This is a genomic window from Pseudomonas sp. PDM09 (genome assembly GCF_014852305.1).
GTDB lineage: Bacteria > Pseudomonadota > Gammaproteobacteria > Pseudomonadales > Pseudomonadaceae > Aquipseudomonas.
Genome location: NZ_JACVBI010000001.1, coordinates 145202 through 163309 on the forward strand (window position 1 = coordinate 145202; position 18108 = coordinate 163309).

Here is an 18108-nt window from a genome sequence, read left to right on the forward strand (position 1 = left end):
ACGGTGCCCAGCGAATGTTCAGACCGTTATCGATCTTTATCGGCGCGCGCTATACCCGCGCCAAGCGCCGCAATCGCTTTGTTTCCTTCATCTCGATGACCTCGATGATCGGCCTCGCCCTGGGCGTGCTGGCGATGATCGTGGTGTTGTCGGTAATGAACGGCTTCCAGCGCGAAATGAGCTCGCGCATTCTCGGCATGGTGCCCCACGCGACCATCGTCGGCGTGAACCCTATAGACGATTGGCAGCCGGTGGCCGCCGCGGCGATGAAGAATCCTGAAGTGACGGCGGCGGTGCCGTTCACCGAGATGGAAGGCATGCTGTCCTACAAGGGCACGATGCAGCCGATTCAGGTCAGCGGTGTCGACCCGGCGCTGGAAGGCAAGGTGTCGATCGTTGCCAACCACATTGTTCAGGGGCGTCTGGACGCCTTGAAGCCCGGCGAGTTTGGCGTGGTGATCGGTGAGATCACTGCGCGGCGCTTTCGCTTGAACGTCGGCGACAAGATCACCCTGATCGTGCCGGAAATCAGCACCGCACCGGGCGGCATCACTCCGCGCATGCAGCGGCTGAACGTGGTGGGCGTGTTCAAGGTTGGCGCCGAGCTGGACGGCTCAATGGCGCTGATTCACCTCGCCGATGCCGCGCAAATGCAACATTGGCAGCCCAATCAAGTGCAGAGCGTGCGCCTGGCGGTGAAGGATCTGTACGCCGCGCCACAAGTGTCGAGCGAGATCGCGACAGGCCTGGGCGCTGCCTACAAGGCTGACGACTGGACCCACACCCAGGGCAGTCTGTTCAGCGCGATGAAGATGGAAAAAACCATGATCGGCCTACTGTTGCTGATGATCGTCGCGGTGGCGGCGTTCAACATCATTGCGACCCTGATCATGGTGGTGAACGATAAGGGCGCGGACATCGCAATCCTGCGCACCATCGGCGCGACGCCTCGGCAGATCATGGCGATCTTCATGGTGCAGGGCACGGTGATCGGGGTTGTCGGCACCTTGATTGGCGGCGTACTGGGCGTGATCGCAGCGCTGAACGTCAGTGAGCTGGTGGGCTGGATGGAGCGGGTCAGCGGGCAGCACATCTTCAGTTCCGATGTGTACTTTGTCAGTAACTTGCCATCGGAACTGCAGGGTGCGGATGTGTTGTTGATCTGTTCCGCCGGTTTCATCATGAGCTTTTTGGCGACGGTGTATCCGGCATGGCGGGCGGCGAAAGTCGAGCCGGCTACGGCGTTGCGGTATTCGTAAGTCATTACATCGCTTTCGCGGGCAAGCCTCGCTCCTACAGGGGGCTTGTCGCTCAGGTTTTCTAGCTCATGCTGACATCGCGCATTAACAACCCAAAGCGCAGATCCACCGCGTCCGGTATCGGTAAATACACCGTGTGCCCATCCCCCGGCGCCACTTCAACGGCCTCGCCTTTGACGTTCTGCAACTGATGCAAGTCGAAGTGGAAATTACCCTTGGGCGTCATCAGTTCCATGTGATCGCCCATACCAAAGCGATTCTTTACCCGCACCTCGGCCAGCCGATCCCGGCGTTCGCCAGTCAGCTCACCCACGAACTGCTGACGCTCTGAAACCGAGCTGCCGTTCTGGTAATTCTGATATTCGTCATGCACATGTCGACGCAGAAAACCTTCGGTATAACCACGTTGGGCCAGGGATTCCAGATCAGTCATCAAGCTGCGATCAAACGCTCGGCCAGCCACCGCATCATCGATTGCGCGGCGATACACCTGGGTGGTGCGCGCGCAATAGAAGTGCGATTTGGTCCGGCCTTCGATCTTCAATGAATGTACGCCCATCTGCGTCAGGCGCTCGACATGCTGCACGGCGCGCAGGTCCTTGGCGTTCATGATGTAGGTGCCGTGTTCATCCTCGAACGCCGGCATCAGGTCGTCAGGGCGATTGGCTTCTTGCAGCAGGAACACTTGATCGGTCGGCGCGCCGATGCCCAGGGTCGGTTCGGGGCGGAACTGCTGAACGATTTCGCCGAGCTGATTTTCGCTGGCCGGTGTCGCCGAGTATTTCCAGCGACAGGCGTTGGTGCAACTGCCCTGATTGGCGTCGCGCTTGTTCATATAGCCCGACAACAGACAGCGCCCGGAATAGGCCATGCACAACGCGCCGTGGACGAACACTTCCAGCTCCATCGCCGGGACCTGCTGGCGGATTTCGGCGATTTCTTCCAGCGACAGTTCGCGGGACAGGATGATCCGGCTCAAGCCCTGTTGCTGCCAGAACTCGACGCTGGCCCAGTTCACCGTGTTGGCCTGCACTGACAAGTGGATCGGCATCTGCGGGAAGTGCCGGCGCACCAGCATGATCAGGCCTGGGTCGGACATGATCAGCGCGTCCGGCGCCATGGCGATCACCGGTTCCAGGTCCTTCAAGAACGTTTTGAGCTTGGCGTTGTGCGGGGCGATGTTCACCACCACATAGAAACGCTTGCCCTGAGCCTGGGCCTCGGCGATGCCGAGCGCGAGGTTGGCGTGATCGAATTCGTTGTTGCGCACCCGCAGGCTGTAGCGCGGCTGGCCGGCGTACACCGCATCGGCGCCATAGGCGAAGGCATAACGCATGTTTTTCAGGGTGCCGGCGGGGGCGAGCAGTTCCGGGGGCGTGAGCGTTATGGTGCTGGTCATGGCAGTGTCGATCGCAAAAGCCGGCAAGGGTAAGCGGCTTGCCCGCGGGGTTTATTGATCTGGATCTATGCTTGATGAAAAACGGATGGCACTCGCGCGAGCCGTGGCGGACTAAACATCAAGACGCGCGTTGGCGCCCCTGTGCACTGACATGGATCGGACATGAACGAAACGAAGCTGCAAAACACCTCGCTGATGGTCTTGCTGACCCTGGTGAGCATTGCCTTCATATGGATTCTGCTGCCGCTCTATGGCGCGGTGTTCTGGGCGGTCATCCTCGGCATTCTTTTTTCACCCTTGCAGCATCAGTTGCAACAGAGGTTCGGCTGGCCACGCAACCTGACGGCCCTGTTCACCTTGAGTCTCTGCGTGGTGATCGCGATCCTGCCGGTAATCACCATCAGTACCTTGCTGGTTCAGGAAGGCGCGGCACTCTACAACAGAATCGAAAGCGGCGAACTGGACATCGCCGGCTATGTGTCGCAGTTCAAGCAAAGTCTGCCGCCCTATGTTCAGTACTTGCTCGACCGTTTCGGCATGGGTGAGCTGAGCGGGCTTCGGGAGAACATCATCAAGAGCACGATGCAAGGCAGCCAGTTTGTCGCGACCAAGGCGTTCAACTTTGGTCAGGGCACGTTCGAATTCGTGGTGAGCTTTTTCGTCATGCTGTACCTGCTGTTTTTCTTCCTGCGGGACGGGTCCGAACTGGCACGTAAAGTACGTGCGGCGATACCGCTGGAAGACAACCAGAAACGTCGTTTGCAACTCAAGTTCAATCGAGTGGTGCGGGCCACGGTGAAGGGCAATGTGGTGGTAGCGATCACGCAAGGGGCATTGGGTGGTTTTATTTTCTGGTTTCTGGGCATCCCGAGCGTGCTGCTCTGGGCGGTGTTGATGGCGTTTCTGTCGCTGTTGCCGGCGGTGGGGGCGGGGATCGTCTGGATACCGGTGGCGGCGTATTTCCTGTTCAGCGGCGCGATCTGGCAGGCCACGGTGCTGACCTTGTTCGGAGTGTTCGTGATCGGCCTGGTGGACAACGTTCTGCGACCGATCCTGGTGGGCAAGGACACCAAAATGCCGGACTACCTGATCCTTATCTCGACCTTGGGCGGCCTCGCGCTTTTTGGCCTGAACGGTTTTGTCATAGGGCCGTTGATCGCGGCGCTGTTCGTGTCGAGCTGGGCGATTTTCATCGATTCCAAGCCCAAGGTTCAGCTGCCTTAAGCGCTGAGCTGGCCTGCGTCGATACGTTGTGACAGGGCTTGGGCGGCGGGAAGCGAGGTGAGCGGGCCGCTGATCGGTTCGCCGTCCTGCACCAGATACCAACAGGCAAGCAATCCTCGCGCTCTGAGCTGTGCGGGAACGGCGCTGCCGATAACGGACATGATCTGAACCTGAGCCATAAGTACCTCCATTAATCTATGGAGCTACCTTACGGATCGGACGCTTGAACGGACAATCAACGCTTTCGATAGTCGTCATTGATGCCAATGAGTCCTGCGGTCAATCCACCACTTGATCAAGCATATGCACCACTTCCTGCTCATTGAGCAGGCCTTTGCGCACCAGGTTTTCTGCCAGTAGCGAGAGGAATTTTGCGCTGCGATGGCCTTCCAGGTGCTTGAGTTCGGTCAGTGCGTTGTACACCTTGCCGGAAGTGCACAAGCCGACAATGCGATGCGGGTTTTGTGTGGGCATGAAGGTCGTCCTTGTTTTTATCAACCTGTTGTTTACGGACAGATCCAAGCTTGCGGATCGGACATGACATAAATATGACCAACTTTACCTGCCGGTACTGTCCCGACAGCGACCTTGACGAGATTTATTCAGACTTCGTCCGGCCAGTGGTCACAAAAAAGGCCCCGCTTTTATAGCGGGGCCTGATGTGCGTGTTACCAGCGGTCGCCACGATAATAACCATGGGGAGGGCCGTAGTAGCCGCGTGGTGGACCATACCCGCGTGGCGGACCGTAATAGATCGGTGCCGGGCGGTAGTACATCGGTTGTTGAACGTAGACCGGCGCCGGTTGGTAATAAACAGGCGGTGGCTGCACGTACACCGGTTGTGGCTGAACGTAGACCGGTTGCTCCACATACACTGGACGGTCGCGGCCGATTATTGCGGAGCCAATGATTGCCGAGCCGACGATCGCACCAAACACAGCCGGACCTTCCCAGCCGCCATGACCATGACCACCTGCTTCTGCCTGCCCTGCGATAGCAAGAGCACCGATCAGCAAGGCTACTGTGGGGATTTTACGGATCATGATAAGTCCTCGGTTCTTCGACCCGGCGCTCGCGTCTGCAATAGACACAAGTTGTCGCGGGGATACTTCTAAGACAGCATTTTTTTGAAAATCAGCACAGCCGTTGGGTAAATTTTGTGTAAGGTCTGTACCGGCTTCTTTACGGCTGTGTGCCAGGTGCAGACTGGCTTTTATGATCAATCAGAACCGCTGAAGTGGCTAATCCCGTCCATCCGAAAGTGCTATTGAAGGAGATTCCAATGCAGATGAACCCCAACAGAGACACTCAGCTGTGCATGTCACTCTCGGGGCGCCCCGGCAATTTTGGCCTGCGGTTTCATAACCATCTGTACGAACAACTGGGCCTGAATTTTTACTACAAGGCCTTCAGCAGCCAGGACTTGCCGGGCGCTGTGGGCGGCATTCGCGCCTTGGGCATCCGGGGTTGCGGGGTATCGATGCCGTTCAAGGAAGCCTGTATTGCGTTGGTCGATGAGCTGGATGCATCGGCTGAGGCCATCCAATCGATCAATACTATTGTGAATACCAGCGGTCATCTCAAGGCCTATAACACCGATTACATCGCCATTGCCCAGTTGCTTGAAACCCATCAGGTTCCCGAGGATTCGACCTTTGCCCTGCGCGGCAGCGGCGGCATGGCCAAGGCTGTGGCCAGTGCCTTGCGCGATGGCGGCTACAAAAATGGCCTGATTGTCGCCCGGAACGAGCGCGCCGGGCGTGCTTTGGCTGAATCGTTGGGTTATCACTGGCAGGCGGAGTTGGGCGCTCAACGCCCGCAGATGCTGATCAACGTCACGCCCATCGGCATGACCGGCGGGCCGGAGGCCGATCAACTGGCGTTTGAGCCTGATGTTATCGCTGCGGCGGAAACTGTCTTCGATGTGGTGGCGATCCCCTCGGAAACACCGTTGATCGTGCGCGGTCGTGCCGAAGGCAAGCGCGTGATCACCGGGCTGGAAGTGATTGCGATCCAGGCACTGGAACAGTTCGTGTTGTACACCGGTGTGCGGCCGACCGATGAGCAGTTCCAGAAAGCCGTGGCGTTTGCCCGCAGCTGACAGTTGACTGTACTGGCCCAATCGCGGGCAAGCCCGCTCCCACACTTGACCGCATTAGTCTGGACCAACTTGGTCACCTGTGGGAGCGGGCTTGCTCGCGATTGCCGCGACTCGGTTTCCAGCCTGCCCTAGCCTTGCCCACGAATATCCCCGCCTATACTGGCCACCAGCAAGCGAAGACTTGCTCTCCAGCCACCGTGACCGAGGTTTTCATGCATCCCGCCATTCTCAACCTGGATCAGGCCGAACTTTTACCGCTGCCCAAAGAGTTTGCTCCCACCGGAGACGCTGCCGGCCGCTATCAGCAACGCCTAGCACGCATCGGCCAGCAACTGGGCGCGCAAAAGCTGGGTTATCGGTTGTATGCCCTGGAGCCTGGCATGCGTGGCAGTCCTTTTCATAACCATCGGGTCAACGAGGAGATGTTCTACATCGTGGCCGGGGAGGGGGAGATTCGCCTGGGTGCCGAACGCTTTCCGATCCGCGCTGGTGATGTGATTGCCTGCCCGGCGGGTGGTCCTGAAGCCGCGCACCAGATCATCAACACCAGCAACGGCGAATTGCGCTATCTGGCGGTCAGCAGTCAGCAATCACCGGACATTTGCGAATACCCGGATTCCGGAAAATACGTGGTGATGGACGACTTCAAGGTCGATGCCCAAGGCAATGCTTCGGGCTTCGTCGCCGTCGCCAGGCAGGCCGATGGCGTGGATTATTGGGACGGCGAGTAGGCCGTCAGCGTTGAGCACATCCTTGTAGCAACGCAGCCCTGTAGCAGCTGCCGAGCCTGCGAGGCTGCGTTCGGCTGCGATAGCAGTCGTAAATTCAGACGACTCGGTACTTCAGGAAAACCGTGCGTGCAGGGTTTACGACTGCTGCGCAGCCGAACGCAGCCTCGCAGGCTCGGCAGCTGCTACAGGGCTAAAGGCTACAGCGCATCGGCCAAGGGGCTATTCGAGGCGTGCCAAGCGCTCTTCCAGCGCCGCAATCCGCGCTTCAAGCTCTTCGATTCGCTCAACCGACACACCGCTGCTGGTGCCACGTTCCGCCGGGTTCTGCCGGGCAGCCAGGATCGCTTCGATATCCGCCGGATCGCCCAGTGCATGCATGTAACGGTCTTCGCGCTGGCCGGCCTGGCGCGGGATCAACAGCGCCAGACCCCTGGCGATCAAGCGCTCCAGTTGATGCACCACCTGCTCGGCATCTTCGAAGTCATGCATGCGGCCGCTGCGGGTCAGCAGTTCGTTGACCGTCTGCGGGCCGCGCAGAAATAACAGCCCCGTCAGAATCACCTGCGCCGGCACCAGTTCCAGCGCCTTGTCGACCCGATGCTCCCAACGGTCGGCGCGGCTGCCCATTACCAGTCTTGTGAAGCCGCGACCTTCCAGAACGCGCAGGCTCTGGCCAACCTGGCCCTGGCTGAGGTTCATTACCGGTTCGCGGCTGGTTTTCTGGTTGCAGGCAATCACCAGCGCATTGAGCGTCAGCGGATAGGTTTCCGGGCTGGTGGCCTGTTTCTCGATCAACGAGCCCAGAATGCGGATTTCCGTGCTGTTGAGCCGCGGTTCGTCGGAGGTCGTTTCTTGCTCAGTGCTCATCGCGCTTTTCCCTATGCAGTCGAAGCATGCAGTCGAAGCCGCCTAGCCTAATCCTTGCAGGATAAAAGACAAGCCGCAGGGCGGTCGGGCATGGCTATAATCGCTCCAGGTTTTTACTCCTGTCACCACACGAGACCATCATGACTATTTCCCTGTACGCCGCTTCCGTTCCGGTTTTCCAGCAAATGCTCAATGCCCTGAGCAACAACCTGAGCAAGGCCGAAGCCCACGCTAGCGCGAAAAACATCGACCCGAATGCGTTCCTGCAAGCCCGTCTGTACCCTGACATGTTCCCGCTGGTGCGTCAGGTGCAGATCGCCGTCGATTTCGCTAAAGGTGTTTCGGCGCGTCTGGCTGAAGTCGAACTGCCGAAATACGATGACACCGAAACCACCTTCGCCGAACTGCAAGCGTTGATCGCCAAGGTCCTGGCTTTCATCGGCGAGATCAAACCCGAGCAGATCGACGGCAAGGAAGGCATCGAGATCGTTACCCGTCCAGGCACGCCTAAAGAGAAGCGCTTCACTGGCCAGGCTTACCTGCTGAGCTATGGTTTGCCGCAGTTCTTCTTCCACGTGACCACCGCTTACGCACTGCTGCGTCACAACGGCGTGGAAGTGGGCAAGCGCGATTACATGGGCGCGTTCTAAACCGCCCAGATACAAAAAAGCCCGCCAAGGTTTACGCCTTGGCGGGCTTTTTCGTTTTGCCGAGAGCCAGGCTTGTCGGCGAAATGTGGGAGCGGCAGCCTGGCTCCTACAGGTGCGTTGTTACGCCAGACGCTGGGCTTCCCGGGCTTTCTGGGTCTTCTGCTCCTCACCCTGGCACGCCGCCGCGGTGAACAGTACGTCGGTGGAGGAGTTCAGCGCGGTTTCCGCCGAGTCCTGCAACACACCGATGATGAAGCCGACCGCTACCACTTGCATGGCGATTTCACTCGGGATGCCGAACAGGCTGCACGCCAGTGGAATCAGCAACAACGAACCCCCGGCCACGCCCGAGGCGCCACAGGCACAGATCGCCGCGACGATGCTGAGCAGGATGGCTGTCGGAATGTCCACGGCGATGCCCAGGGTATGCACGGCGGCCAGGGTCAACACGGTGATGGTGATCGCGGCGCCGGCCATGTTGATGGTGGCGCCGAGCGGGATCGACACCGAATAGGTATCTTCGTGCAGGCCCAGACGCTTGCTCAGCTCCAGGTTGACCGGAATATTCGCCGCCGAACTACGGGTGAAGAAGGCGGTGATGCCGCTCTCGCGCAGGCAGGTGAATACCAGCGGATACGGGTTGCGACGCAGCTTCCAGAACACAATGACCGGGTTCATCACCAGCGCCACGAACAGCATGCAGCCCAACAACACAGCCAGCAGATGCATGTAACCGATCAAGGCACCGAAACCGGAGGTGGCGAGGGTCGAGGCCACCAGGCCAAAGATCCCCAATGGCGCAAAGCGAATCACCAGACGCACGATCAAGGTCACGCCATTGGACAGATCGCCCAGTACTTCGCGCGTCGTCTCGCCGGCATGGCGAATCGCAACACCCATGCCGATCGCCCAAGCCAGAATGCCGATGAAGTTGGCGTTCATCAGCGCACTGACCGGGTTGTCGACTACGCTGAGCAACAGACTCTGCAACACTTCGCTGATGCCCCCCGGTGCGGTCACCGCAACGTCTTGGGTCGACAGCACCAGGCTCGACGGAAACAGCGTACTGGCAATCACCGCCACCACGGCCGCCGCGAAGGTGCCCAGCAGGTACAGAAACAGAATCGGCCGGATGTGGGTTTCCTGGCCGTGCTTATGGTTGGCAATCGAGGCCATGACCAGCACGAACACCAGAATCGGCGCAACAGCCTTGAGCGCCGAGACGAACACTTTGCCAATGAAGGCAGTGGACTTGGCCAGCTCAGGCGCGAACAACGCCAAGGCAATCCCGGCGATCAGGCCGATGATGATTTGCGTGACCAGGCTGCTGCGTTTCAGGCGTTGCAAGAGAGAAGGGGATGAAGCGGTCATAACGGCATCTCTGATTTTATTAGGGTGCAGGGTTGTGCTCATGCAGCAAAAAGCCGGGCAGGCCACATGGAGGGAACCGAAGGTCGCTACATCAATGCCAGTGAATGGCCGATGAGCAAAGTGTAAGTACCGCAGGTCGCGGACTTTATCACAGCGTAGCCGTGATCCTTCAGGCCTGTGACGATCTGCCACCCGATTGCTCAACGCGATTTGCAGGTTCGTGCAACCTCGTCCGCAAACACTCTGTTAAGCTTCGCCATCCTCATTTTCAAGTTCTGCCAGTGAGCCTTCGGGCTGTCGCTGGTGTCGTCGTTTTCCTGGAGTTCTGCATGCTGTTGCCCATTCTTCTGTTGTCCGCCGCCGGTTTTACGGTGCTGACCACGGAGTTCATTATCGTCGGTCTGTTGCCGGCAATCGCCCGTGACTTGGACGTCAGCATCCCTCAAGCGGGTTTGCTGGTGACCCTGTTCGCCTTTACCGTAGCCGCTTTCGGGCCGTTCCTGACGGCGTACTTCGCCAGGTTTGAACGGCGCAAACTGTTTATCAGCGTGCTGATCATGTTCGGCCTGGCCAACACGCTGGCGGCACTGGCGCCGAACATCGGGGTGATGGCCATTGCGCGATTGATTCCGGCGCTGGGGCTGCCGGTGTTCTGGGCATTGGCCAGTGAAACTGCAGTGGACATCGTCGGGCCGGACTATGCCGGGCGGGCCATCTCCAAGATCGGTTTCGGTATCGTCTGCGCCACGGTGTTCGGCATTCCGGTGGGTACGCTGATTTCCGATGCGTTCGGCTGGCGCAGTGCTTTCGGCATTCTGGCGGTGATCGCGTTTGCCAAGGCGTTGCTGCTGTTTATTTACCTGCCGAAAACCAACCTGCACCAGCATCAGGTGAGTTTTCGCTCGCAGTTCAAAATTCTGCGCAGCCCGTTAATGCTGGGGCATGTGCTGTTGTCGATCCTGGTGTTCAGCGGCATGTTCACCGCGTACACCTACCTGGCGGACATTCTTGAGCGGCTCGCCGGTTTCAACGGCACGGTGGTCGGCTGGTGCCTGATGGGCTTTGGCGCGGTCGGCTTGATCGGCAACTCGTTGGGCGGTCGTGCGGTGGATCGGCATCCGCTGATCGCTTCTGTGACGTTTTGTGCGTTCATGATTGCCGGCATGGTGGCCTTGGTGCCGAACATTCATTCACCCCTTGGTCTGGCGGCAGCGATGGGGATTTGGGGTGTGACTCAGGCCGCGCTGTTCCTGGTCAGCCACGTGCGCCTGATGAAGGCTGCGCCTGAAGCTCCGGCCTTTGCTGCATCGCTGAACATTGCCGGGGCCAACCTCGGAATCGGTCTGGGCGCGATGGTCGGTGGGCGAGTGATCGACAGTGTGGGCCTGGGTGGCCTGGGTTTCGCGGCGGCCGGTTTTATCTTGGTCTCGATTCTGTTGGCGATGGCGCTGATGACCTTCAAACCTCGCGAAATCTGCGCCTGACGCCTCACATCTCGACAAACAACTCGCGTCGGGCACCTTCGGTAATGGCGACAATGCCGGGGTGCTTGACCTTGCGTTCCACTGAGATGGCGTAGAACGACTCGCGCACCGCGTCGGTCTGGCCGATCAACTCCACGTCGCATTGGCGTTTCACTTCGTCGGCAATCACACTCGGGCCGATGAATATCCCGCTGCCGGATTGGCCGAAGGCCTGCATCAGGGCACTGTCGTCGAATTCGCCGACGATCCGTGGCTGGATCTGCTGTTCGGCAAACCAGCGTTGCAAGCGACTGCGCACCACGGTTTCCGGTCCGGGAATCAGCAGTGGGGCGCCGTGCAGGCTGTGAGGGAAGTCCTGGCCATATCGCGCGGCGAGTTCGGCGGTGGCGAAGAAGCTGATGCCGCATTCGCCGAGCTTCTGGCTGTAGCCTTTGATGTCCAGATTCGAGGGCATCGGGCTGTCGGAGATCACCAGATCAAGGCGTTGAATCGCCAGGTCGGCAAGCAAGCGTTCCAGTTTGTCTTCGCGACAGGTGATACGCAGGGGCTCGCTCAACTCCATGGTCGGTGCGATCAGGCGATAAACGATGGATTTGGGCACCACATCGGCGACGCCCACCCGAAACAGAATCTGTTGCTCATTGGGCTGCGCCCGCAGCATCAACTCCAGTTCGCCACCGAGTTGGAACATCTGCTCGGCGTAAGGGAGCGTCTGACGTCCGGCTTCGGTGAGTTCCAGCTGTCGGCCGACCCGGCGGAACAACTCGATGCCATAGGTTTGCTCGAGCAGGGATATCTGCCCGCTGATGGTCTGTGGCGTCAGGTTCAATTGCTCGCAGGCGCGCACGATGCTGCCGGTCTTGGCCACCACCCAGAAGTAATGCAGCTGTCGATAATTAAGCATGTTGGTGAAATCCCGTTGTTCACATCATCTGTAGAAGCTGTCGTAGGAGCTGTCGAGTGAAACGAGGCTGCGATCTTTTGATCTTGCTTGTTAAAAACAAAAGATCGCAGCCTCGTTTCACTCGACAGCTCCTACAGGCATACGCCATACACTGTCTGGATTCGTTATAGCCGAAGTATAACCGCTAAAAATACGAATTTTCCTGAAGTGTTTGCTTCCTTAGAATGCCTCGCTATCGACGGATCGCCTTTTCGGTTCTGTCTGTTCTATCGAGGGAAGCATCATGAAGCTTAAAACCACGGCACTGCTGATCACGTCTTTACTGGTGTTGGCCGGTTGCGACCAGGCCGAGAAAAGCGCTCAGCAATTGATGGGCAAGGCTGCCGAAACCGCCAAACAGGCGATTGACGATACCCACAAAGCGGCCGAGCAAGCGCTCAGCGATGCCACGGGCGGTTTGATCAGCAAGAAAGAACAACCAACCAAAGAGACGGACAAAACCGACTCTTCGTCCCAGGAAATCTAAACCGTTCAAACGAGTCAGGACTGACCCATGGAATACCTTTTAGAACTTGCTGCAAGCCCCACTGCCTGGGTCGCCCTGGCCACGCTGGTGGTGATGGAAATCGTGCTCGGCATCGATAACCTGATCTTCATCTCGATCCTCACCAACAAGCTGCCCGAACAGCATCGCCAGAAGGCGCGACGGATTGGTATCGGCATGGCGTTGATCCTGCGCCTGGCACTGTTGAGCACCATCGCGTTCATCGTCCAGCTGACGGAGCCGGTGATCGAGATTCTCGGCCATGCGTTCTCCTGGAAAGACATGATCCTGATCGCCGGCGGCCTGTTCCTGTTGTGGAAGGCGACCACCGAGATCCATCACAGCATGGACCCGGCGCCGGATGATCCGACCTCGGCCACCTCGACCGTGACCCTGGGTTTTGCTGCTGCGATTGGGCAGATCCTGATGCTGGACATGGTGTTCTCCATCGACAGCATCATTACCGCCGTCGGCATGACCGAGCATTTGCCGATCATGATCATCGCGGTGGTGGTGTCGGTACTGGTGATGTTGCTGGCGGCTGACCCTCTGGCCAAGTTCATCAACGACAACCCGACAGTGGTGATGCTGGCGCTGGGCTTCCTGATCATGATTGGCATGACGCTGATCGCCGAAGGTTTTGGCGCCCACGTACCGAAAGGCTACGTCTATGCGGCCATGGCGTTCTCGGCCACGATCGAAGGCTTGAACATGCTGTCGCGTCGGGCCAGGCAGAAGCGCATCGCCGCTCAAGCGTAACCTTCGTTAAATGAAACGGCCGCCTGAACTCGAAAGAGTCCAGGCGGCCGTTTTAGTTTGGACGACCGAAAAGCGCCGGTCAGTGCGCAGTGGCGGGGTGGGCAGCCGGCTGATCGGTGTTCGCCACAGGCGCCGATTGAACCGGGTGGTGATGGTGTCGGCGGGTAATACGCAAAACGCCCCACAGCATGGCGGCGGCCACGGCCAGCCAGCCGGAGATCAACATTACAATGGTCATTGTCAGGCTCATCAGTGCCTCCTCTTTGCCCTGCATCGGGCACACATTCGTCCTTGGTAAGTGACAGTCTAGCCGCTGCTGTATTTCAGGCTATTGACCAAAAGTCGCCTGTCACCAACCAGTTCGCTCTATCGAATGCAATCAACTGCCGGTTAAGGCTATACCGCTGTCGCGCGGCATCCTATGATCGACGGCCAAGCCGGCTGTGCGATTGCCTGGCGTCTGAACAAGAGAGTGATGATGGTGCGGGTATTTTCTCGAATTCGATCTTTGGTGCTGATCGTTGGCTGCGTTGCCGGCCTGGCTGGCTGTGCGGGGAGCGTGGCGCCTGAGATCAAGCGTCTGCCGGAGCGGGTCGAACTCAGCGGTACGTTCTACCGTGGGCAAAGTTATCAAAGCGGGCCTCAGGTGCTGGCTAGTCTGCTGTCCCGGCAGGGCATCGTGATAACCCCGGGGCTGCTCGACAAACCTCTGCATTTGCCGGGTGCCGAAGACCGGTTGCAGCAGAACATGCAGAATCTCGCCCGCGAATACGGGATGGTGGTCTACCCCCTCGACAAAAATTTGCCGGCGCTGCTGACCCAGGTCGCCGCCGGTTATCCGGTGATGGTGCGCTTCACGGAAGGCTCGGCGTTTTGGGCAGAGCCGCGATACGCCATTCTCGCCGGTTACAATCGTCAGAAGCAGACGGTGTTGCTGCGCGCCGGGATGGAGCGTCGGTTGCTGATGGGGTTCAGCGCCTTTGAATCGGCGTTCGAGAATGCCGGTGGCTGGGCCGTATTGATTCAGAAGCCGGACGAGATTCCGGCCAATGTCGATCAGCAGCGCTGGCTGAAAGCGGCGAGCGATCTTGCCCAGTCAGGTCAGGAACAGGCGGCAGCCCGGGCGAAAAAAGCGTTGAGCGCGCAGTAGTTTCCGTTCGTCATCTTGCAGGGCACCACTCAGGGTTATTGGCCTCTCATGTAAAGGGCCCGGATTACTTTGCCGGGTCGTGACCAGGAGGCGCCCATGGCTCATTCCAATACCCCTGTCGGCCCGCACTCATCCGAGCATTCGTCCGATAATGAGTTGGGATTCGACCCTGATTCTCCGGACCTCGCCGATCCTCAGGTCGATCCCATCGGCCCTGCCAAGGCGCCCAAGGATATAAAACCGGGTGAGGCGGGCAAGAAGGCTCCCGCGAAGCCTTACGATCCACTGGGCGATCTGAAACCCAAGACCTAGTCAGAGGTGCATATGTCTACCGATTCGAGCTTCGACGACAAACGTCCAGATCCTCCAGACAGTGTTCCAACAACCCCCGAGGCGGATCTGGATCCGGTGATGGACCCGGACAGTCCGTTACGGGATCCATTAGCCAGACCGACCGTGGTGCCCACAAAGCATCCGCAAGGTTGGAAAGACCCGAGTGCGGGGGACGGCATTCCGGATGACGATCAGATGCCGTTGCCCAATGATTAATCCCGAATAAAAAGCCCCGAATATTCGGGGCTTTTTATTCGGGGCTTTCGTTTGGAGGCGTTTGGAGTTTACTTCGATGCTTCAACCACACCGCTTTGGCGATGCTTGAGATTCTTGTCGGATTTGTACTGCAGGGCTACGGACGGCACGTTGGCGCTCTTGCCGGTTTCGACCCAGCTGCGAATCCGGCTGGCATCGGCAAAGTGCGTGTACTTGCCGAAGGCATCGAGAATCACCAGCGCCATCGGCCGATCTCCCATGTGGGTCACCAGCACCAGGCAGTGACCGGCCGCGTTGGTAAAGCCGGTTTTGGTCAGTTTGATGTCCCAGTTAGGCTTGTTGACCAAATGGTCGGTGTTGCGGAAACCCAAGCTGTAGTTGGGGTTGCGGAACGAAACGGTTTTTTCCTTGGTGGTGGTCAATTGAGTCAACAGCGGATACTTGTGTGCGGCGATCAGCAGTTTGCTCAAATCGCGAGCGGTGGACACATTGCGAGGAGAGAGGCCCGTCGGTTCGACAAAGTGGGTGCTGGTCATTCCCAGCGCTTTGGCTTTGGCGTTCATGGCGGCAATGAACGCGACATAGCCGCCCGGATAGTGATGGGCCAGACTCGCAGCGGCACGGTTTTCCGAGGACATCAGGGCAATCAGCAGCATCTCTCGGCGTGGCAATTCGCTTTTGAGTTTGACCCGGGAAAACACGCCTTTCATTTCTGGGGTGTCGCTGATGTTGATGGAAAGATACTCGTCCATGTTCTGCCGGGCTTCTACCACCACCAGGCCAGTCATCAGTTTGCTGACGGATGCGATTGGCACTACGACGTCAGGGTTGCTGGCATAGATCACTTTGTTGCTTTGCATATCCATCAGCAAGACACTGCCGGAAGCGATTTTCAGTTGTGAAGTGTCTCGGGGTGCGGCAGTGGTTTCTGCAGCGTTGATCGTTGGCGTGGTGAAAGTCCCTGTAAATGCAAAAAACAGGCTCAGGATTGAAAGACGGATTTTCACGCTGGCGGACTCATAAAGGGTGGATATACCGTTTTGTAACGGGCTGTTTCTTTAAAAAGCGACGCATTTTAGGAGTATGGCTGAAGAACTGTCGATGGTTGTTCGATGTTCAGATGAAAGTGCCTGGCCGCCTGATAAAAGCGGGCTTTTCCGGCGGGTGGTCGAGCTTTTTCTGCAGGCAAAAAGAACCCCGCGACTGGCGGGGTTCCTTTATGCGGCGCTGCAAGCCAGCGTGAACTCAGCCGTGCAGTGTTTCCGCGGCGTACAGCGTGTTTTCCAGCAGGCATGCGCGGGTCATCGGGCCAACGCCACCCGGTACCGGAGTGATCCAGCCGGCGCGGGGCAGGGCGGTTTCATAGATCACGTCACCGACCAGCTTGCCGTCTTCCTGGCGATTGATACCAACGTCGATCACGATCGCGCCTTCCTTGATCCACTCACCTTTGACCAGGCCCGGCTTGCCGGCGGCAACCACCACCAGGTCGGCGCGACCGACATGGCCCGCCAGATCCTTGGTGAAGCGGTGGGTAACGGTCACGGTGCAACCGGCCAGCAGCAGTTCCATTGCCATCGGGCGACCAACAATGTTGGAAGCCCCGACAATGACCGCGTCCATTCCGTATAGATCGGCACCGGTGCTTTCCAGCAGCGTCATGATGCCTTTAGGTGTGCACGGACGCAGCAGCGGAATACGCTGGGCCAGACGGCCGACGTTATAAGGGTGGAAACCGTCGACATCCTTGTCAGGACGAATGCGTTCCAGCAATTTGGAGGCGTCCAGATGCTCAGGTAAGGGCAGTTGAAGCAGAACGCCGTCAATCGCCGGGTCATCGTTCAGGCGATCGATCAGATCGGTCAGTGCTTCTTGAGTGGTTTCGGCAGGCAGGTCGTAGGCTTGGGAAAGGAAGCCGACCTCTTCACAGTCTTTACGCTTGTGCGAGACATAAACCTGAGAGGCAGGATCGCTGCCGACCAGGATCACCGCGAGGCCAGGCGTGCGCAGACCTTGCTGGCGACGCTCGGCGACTCGTTTGGCGATCTGCTGGCGCAGGCTGGCGGCGATCGATTTGCCGTCGATTAGTTGTGCAGTCATTGCGCGTGATTAACCATCGAGAGGGGAAAAAAAGAGAGCGCATTCTCGCATGTCATGAGGTGAGGGCAAAGGCGCTTGGTCTGCAAATTCCCCTAACCCCTTTAATTAAATGAATTTTTTTTAAAAAGGATTTGACGACCTCTGGGGGGCTCTATACTATTCGTCGCACTTGTCGGGCACAGCCTAGCACTGGTTGAGAAGGTCGAGCGGAGTTACGCTTCCGCAAGGCTGAAAAGCACTTAGTTTGTAGTCCTTCAAGGGTACAGATTAACAAGGCGCCCGTAGCTCAGCTGGATAGAGCATCCGCCTTCTAAGCGGATGGTCGCAGGTTCGAGTCCTGCCGGGTGCGCCATTAGGCAACTTTGGCACAAGTAACGCGATATGGTGGGCGTAGCTCAGTTGGTAGAGCACGGGATTGTGACTCCCGTTGTCGTGGGTTCGATCCCCATCGTCCACCCCATATTTCGAAAGGCGCCAGATTAACAGTCTGGCGCCTTTGCTTTAACAGCTTCAATCCGCGGATGTGGTGGAATTGGTAGACACACTGGATTTAGGTTCCAGCGCCGCGAGGCGTAAGAGTTCGAGTCTCTTCATCCGCACCAAATAAAGCTTCACTCTTGCCGCTTGGCTTGGTTGGGGCTCAGCAAAGAAGTTGTTTGGCTTCTTTGTCACGCAATATGGTGGGCGTAGCTCAGTTGGTAGAGCACGGGATTGTGACTCCCGTTGTCGTGGGTTCGATCCCCATCGTCCACCCCATATTTCGAAAGGCGCCAGATTTAACAGTCTGGCGCCTTTTTTGTTTCAGTTGTTTGAGTGTCGACGACTGCAGGTTGTGGGTCGCAGGGGCGGGTCGTTTCATCGTATTTATGTTTCTCGATGATGCACGATTTGCCCGCCGATCCCCTCGCGGGGTCGGCTGTCAGGGATGGATTGCCGATTCCTTCTATATATAGAAGGATTGGTGCAGAGCCTTGGCATGACTGGCTGTATTTGCTAACAGGGCGAGGCACAACCGT

The 18108-nt window shown here is 58.2% G+C and carries 21 protein-coding genes and 4 tRNA genes; 15 read left to right on the top strand and 10 right to left on the bottom strand.

The features are described from left to right. The first annotated feature begins 14 nt into the window (after positions 1-14). Positions 15-1259 carry a lipoprotein-releasing ABC transporter permease subunit gene (locus tag IB250_RS00575; RefSeq protein ID WP_192342564.1) on the top strand — a complete coding sequence of 415 codons (1245 nt, stop codon included), beginning with the start codon at positions 15-17 and terminating at the stop codon, positions 1257-1259. Between the two features lie 61 nt (positions 1260-1320). Here the strand turns inward: IB250_RS00575 and yegQ are convergent, their stop codons facing one another. Continuing rightward, on the bottom strand, positions 1321-2658 hold the full coding sequence (gene yegQ, locus IB250_RS00580; protein ID WP_192342565.1) for a tRNA 5-hydroxyuridine modification protein YegQ: 1338 nt from the start codon (positions 2656-2658) through the stop codon (positions 1321-1323). Between the two features lie 162 nt (positions 2659-2820). Between yegQ and IB250_RS00585 the strand changes: the two genes are divergently transcribed. Further along, the gene (locus IB250_RS00585) at positions 2821-3882 is read left to right on the top strand and encodes an AI-2E family transporter (RefSeq protein ID WP_192342566.1); all 1062 of its coding nucleotides are present in this window, start codon (positions 2821-2823) and stop codon (positions 3880-3882) included. On the opposite strand, the gene IB250_RS00590 is transcribed toward IB250_RS00585, so the two are convergent. From IB250_RS00590 to IB250_RS00600, 3 genes are all read right to left on the bottom strand, one after another. After that, on the bottom strand, positions 3879-4061 hold the full coding sequence (locus IB250_RS00590) for a hypothetical protein (protein WP_192342567.1): 183 nt from the start codon (positions 4059-4061) through the stop codon (positions 3879-3881). The genes IB250_RS00585 and IB250_RS00590 overlap by 4 nt on opposite strands. Positions 4062-4161: 100 nt before the next feature. Continuing rightward, complete coding sequence (locus IB250_RS00595) at positions 4162-4356, bottom strand: hypothetical protein (protein ID WP_030131554.1); 195 nt, start codon at positions 4354-4356, stop codon at positions 4162-4164. 194 nt (positions 4357-4550) lie between these two features. Beyond that, positions 4551-4925: a hypothetical protein gene (locus tag IB250_RS00600; RefSeq protein WP_192342568.1), complete on the bottom strand. Its 375-nt coding sequence runs from the start codon at positions 4923-4925 to the stop codon at positions 4551-4553. Positions 4926-5164: 239 nt separating this feature from the next. Between IB250_RS00600 and IB250_RS00605 the strand changes: the two genes are divergently transcribed. Both IB250_RS00605 and IB250_RS00610 read left to right on the top strand, forming a co-directional pair. Beyond that, positions 5165-5983: a shikimate 5-dehydrogenase gene (locus IB250_RS00605; RefSeq protein WP_192342569.1), complete on the top strand. Its 819-nt coding sequence runs from the start codon at positions 5165-5167 to the stop codon at positions 5981-5983. Between the two features lie 212 nt (positions 5984-6195). Next, positions 6196-6714, top strand: coding sequence for a cupin domain-containing protein (locus tag IB250_RS00610; protein WP_192342570.1), 519 nt, complete (start codon positions 6196-6198; stop codon positions 6712-6714). A gap of 219 nt (positions 6715-6933) precedes the next feature. On the opposite strand, the gene IB250_RS00615 is transcribed toward IB250_RS00610, so the two are convergent. Then, a complete protein-coding gene (locus tag IB250_RS00615; protein WP_192342571.1) occupies positions 6934-7581 on the bottom strand; it encodes a YceH family protein in 648 nt (215 codons plus the stop codon). Positions 7582-7721: 140 nt separating this feature from the next. Here IB250_RS00615 and IB250_RS00620 point away from each other — a divergent pair, with 140 nt between their 5' ends. Continuing rightward, positions 7722-8231 (top strand): DUF1993 family protein, encoded by a 510-nt coding sequence (locus tag IB250_RS00620; RefSeq protein WP_192342572.1) that lies wholly within the window; start codon positions 7722-7724, stop codon positions 8229-8231. A gap of 120 nt (positions 8232-8351) precedes the next feature. Here the strand turns inward: IB250_RS00620 and sstT are convergent, their stop codons facing one another. Next, positions 8352-9602: a serine/threonine transporter SstT gene (sstT, locus tag IB250_RS00625; RefSeq protein ID WP_192342573.1), complete on the bottom strand. Its 1251-nt coding sequence runs from the start codon at positions 9600-9602 to the stop codon at positions 8352-8354. 329 nt (positions 9603-9931) lie between these two features. Here sstT and IB250_RS00630 point away from each other — a divergent pair, with 329 nt between their 5' ends. Next, the gene (locus tag IB250_RS00630; RefSeq protein ID WP_192342574.1) at positions 9932-11086 is read left to right on the top strand and encodes an MFS transporter; all 1155 of its coding nucleotides are present in this window, start codon (positions 9932-9934) and stop codon (positions 11084-11086) included. Between the two features lie 4 nt (positions 11087-11090). Here IB250_RS00630 and nhaR read toward each other — a convergent pair whose 3' ends face one another. Then, on the bottom strand, positions 11091-11990 hold the full coding sequence (gene nhaR / locus IB250_RS00635; RefSeq protein WP_123496526.1) for a transcriptional activator NhaR: 900 nt from the start codon (positions 11988-11990) through the stop codon (positions 11091-11093). 283 nt (positions 11991-12273) lie between these two features. Between nhaR and IB250_RS00640 the strand changes: the two genes are divergently transcribed. Together IB250_RS00640 and IB250_RS00645 are read left to right on the top strand one after the other, a co-directional pair. Next, the gene (locus IB250_RS00640) at positions 12274-12516 is read left to right on the top strand and encodes a hypothetical protein (protein WP_192342575.1); all 243 of its coding nucleotides are present in this window, start codon (positions 12274-12276) and stop codon (positions 12514-12516) included. Positions 12517-12543: 27 nt separating this feature from the next. Then, complete coding sequence (locus IB250_RS00645) at positions 12544-13293, top strand: TerC family protein (RefSeq protein ID WP_123496530.1); 750 nt, start codon at positions 12544-12546, stop codon at positions 13291-13293. A gap of 79 nt (positions 13294-13372) precedes the next feature. On the opposite strand, the gene IB250_RS00650 is transcribed toward IB250_RS00645, so the two are convergent. Then, the gene (locus IB250_RS00650; protein WP_225603244.1) at positions 13373-13543 is read right to left on the bottom strand and encodes a hypothetical protein; all 171 of its coding nucleotides are present in this window, start codon (positions 13541-13543) and stop codon (positions 13373-13375) included. A gap of 171 nt (positions 13544-13714) precedes the next feature. Between IB250_RS00650 and IB250_RS00655 the strand changes: the two genes are divergently transcribed. The 3 genes from IB250_RS00655 to IB250_RS00665 all read left to right on the top strand — a co-directional run bounded on the left by IB250_RS00655 (position 13715) and on the right by IB250_RS00665 (position 14992). Continuing rightward, positions 13715-14443 (top strand): peptidase C39 family protein, encoded by a 729-nt coding sequence (locus IB250_RS00655; protein ID WP_192342576.1) that lies wholly within the window; start codon positions 13715-13717, stop codon positions 14441-14443. Between the two features lie 96 nt (positions 14444-14539). Beyond that, complete coding sequence (locus IB250_RS00660; RefSeq protein WP_123496536.1) at positions 14540-14755, top strand: DUF6021 family protein; 216 nt, start codon at positions 14540-14542, stop codon at positions 14753-14755. A gap of 12 nt (positions 14756-14767) precedes the next feature. Further along, complete coding sequence (locus IB250_RS00665; protein ID WP_095633955.1) at positions 14768-14992, top strand: hypothetical protein; 225 nt, start codon at positions 14768-14770, stop codon at positions 14990-14992. Between the two features lie 68 nt (positions 14993-15060). On the opposite strand, the gene pbpG is transcribed toward IB250_RS00665, so the two are convergent. After that, positions 15061-15999, bottom strand: a complete 939-nt coding sequence (pbpG, locus tag IB250_RS00670; protein WP_192342577.1) for a D-alanyl-D-alanine endopeptidase — start codon at positions 15997-15999, stop codon at positions 15061-15063. A 238-nt stretch (positions 16000-16237) separates the two neighbouring features. Continuing rightward, a complete protein-coding gene (gene folD / locus IB250_RS00675; protein ID WP_192342578.1) occupies positions 16238-17092 on the bottom strand; it encodes a bifunctional methylenetetrahydrofolate dehydrogenase/methenyltetrahydrofolate cyclohydrolase FolD in 855 nt (284 codons plus the stop codon). A gap of 275 nt (positions 17093-17367) precedes the next feature. On the opposite strand from folD, the gene IB250_RS00680 reads away from it, so the two are divergent. The 4 genes from IB250_RS00680 (at position 17368) to IB250_RS00695 (ending at position 17848) form a co-directional block, all read left to right on the top strand. Then, positions 17368-17444, top strand: a tRNA-Arg gene (locus tag IB250_RS00680). Between the two features lie 32 nt (positions 17445-17476). Then, positions 17477-17552 (top strand) — tRNA-His (locus IB250_RS00685). A 57-nt stretch (positions 17553-17609) separates the two neighbouring features. Beyond that, positions 17610-17694: transfer RNA gene (locus tag IB250_RS00690), tRNA-Leu, on the top strand. Positions 17695-17772: 78 nt separating this feature from the next. Continuing rightward, positions 17773-17848, top strand: a tRNA-His gene (locus tag IB250_RS00695). The last annotated feature ends 260 nt before the right edge of the window (positions 17849-18108 follow it).

Coding starts and splice junctions, on each gene's coding strand:
- IB250_RS00590 (WP_192342567.1), bottom strand. CDS start 4,061: ATGGCTCAGGTTCAGATCATGTCCGTTATCGGCAGCGCCGTTCCCGCA.
- IB250_RS00595 (WP_030131554.1), bottom strand. CDS start 4,356: ATGCCCACACAAAACCCGCATCGCATTGTCGGCTTGTGCACTTCCGGC.
- sstT (WP_192342573.1), bottom strand. CDS start 9,602: ATGACCGCTTCATCCCCTTCTCTCTTGCAACGCCTGAAACGCAGCAGC.
- IB250_RS00620 (WP_192342572.1), top strand. CDS start 7,722: ATGACTATTTCCCTGTACGCCGCTTCCGTTCCGGTTTTCCAGCAAATG.
- IB250_RS00615 (WP_192342571.1), bottom strand. CDS start 7,581: ATGAGCACTGAGCAAGAAACGACCTCCGACGAACCGCGGCTCAACAGC.
- nhaR (WP_123496526.1), bottom strand. CDS start 11,990: ATGCTTAATTATCGACAGCTGCATTACTTCTGGGTGGTGGCCAAGACC.
- IB250_RS00650 (WP_225603244.1), bottom strand. CDS start 13,543: ATGAGCCTGACAATGACCATTGTAATGTTGATCTCCGGCTGGCTGGCC.
- IB250_RS00585 (WP_192342566.1), top strand. CDS start 2,821: ATGAACGAAACGAAGCTGCAAAACACCTCGCTGATGGTCTTGCTGACC.
- yegQ (WP_192342565.1), bottom strand. CDS start 2,658: ATGACCAGCACCATAACGCTCACGCCCCCGGAACTGCTCGCCCCCGCC.
- IB250_RS00660 (WP_123496536.1), top strand. CDS start 14,540: ATGGCTCATTCCAATACCCCTGTCGGCCCGCACTCATCCGAGCATTCG.
- IB250_RS00645 (WP_123496530.1), top strand. CDS start 12,544: ATGGAATACCTTTTAGAACTTGCTGCAAGCCCCACTGCCTGGGTCGCC.
- IB250_RS00630 (WP_192342574.1), top strand. CDS start 9,932: ATGCTGTTGCCCATTCTTCTGTTGTCCGCCGCCGGTTTTACGGTGCTG.
- IB250_RS00605 (WP_192342569.1), top strand. CDS start 5,165: ATGCAGATGAACCCCAACAGAGACACTCAGCTGTGCATGTCACTCTCG.
- IB250_RS00600 (WP_192342568.1), bottom strand. CDS start 4,925: ATGATCCGTAAAATCCCCACAGTAGCCTTGCTGATCGGTGCTCTTGCT.
- folD (WP_192342578.1), bottom strand. CDS start 17,092: ATGACTGCACAACTAATCGACGGCAAATCGATCGCCGCCAGCCTGCGC.
- IB250_RS00655 (WP_192342576.1), top strand. CDS start 13,715: ATGATCGACGGCCAAGCCGGCTGTGCGATTGCCTGGCGTCTGAACAAG.
- IB250_RS00640 (WP_192342575.1), top strand. CDS start 12,274: ATGAAGCTTAAAACCACGGCACTGCTGATCACGTCTTTACTGGTGTTG.
- IB250_RS00610 (WP_192342570.1), top strand. CDS start 6,196: ATGCATCCCGCCATTCTCAACCTGGATCAGGCCGAACTTTTACCGCTG.
- IB250_RS00665 (WP_095633955.1), top strand. CDS start 14,768: ATGTCTACCGATTCGAGCTTCGACGACAAACGTCCAGATCCTCCAGAC.
- IB250_RS00575 (WP_192342564.1), top strand. CDS start 15: ATGTTCAGACCGTTATCGATCTTTATCGGCGCGCGCTATACCCGCGCC.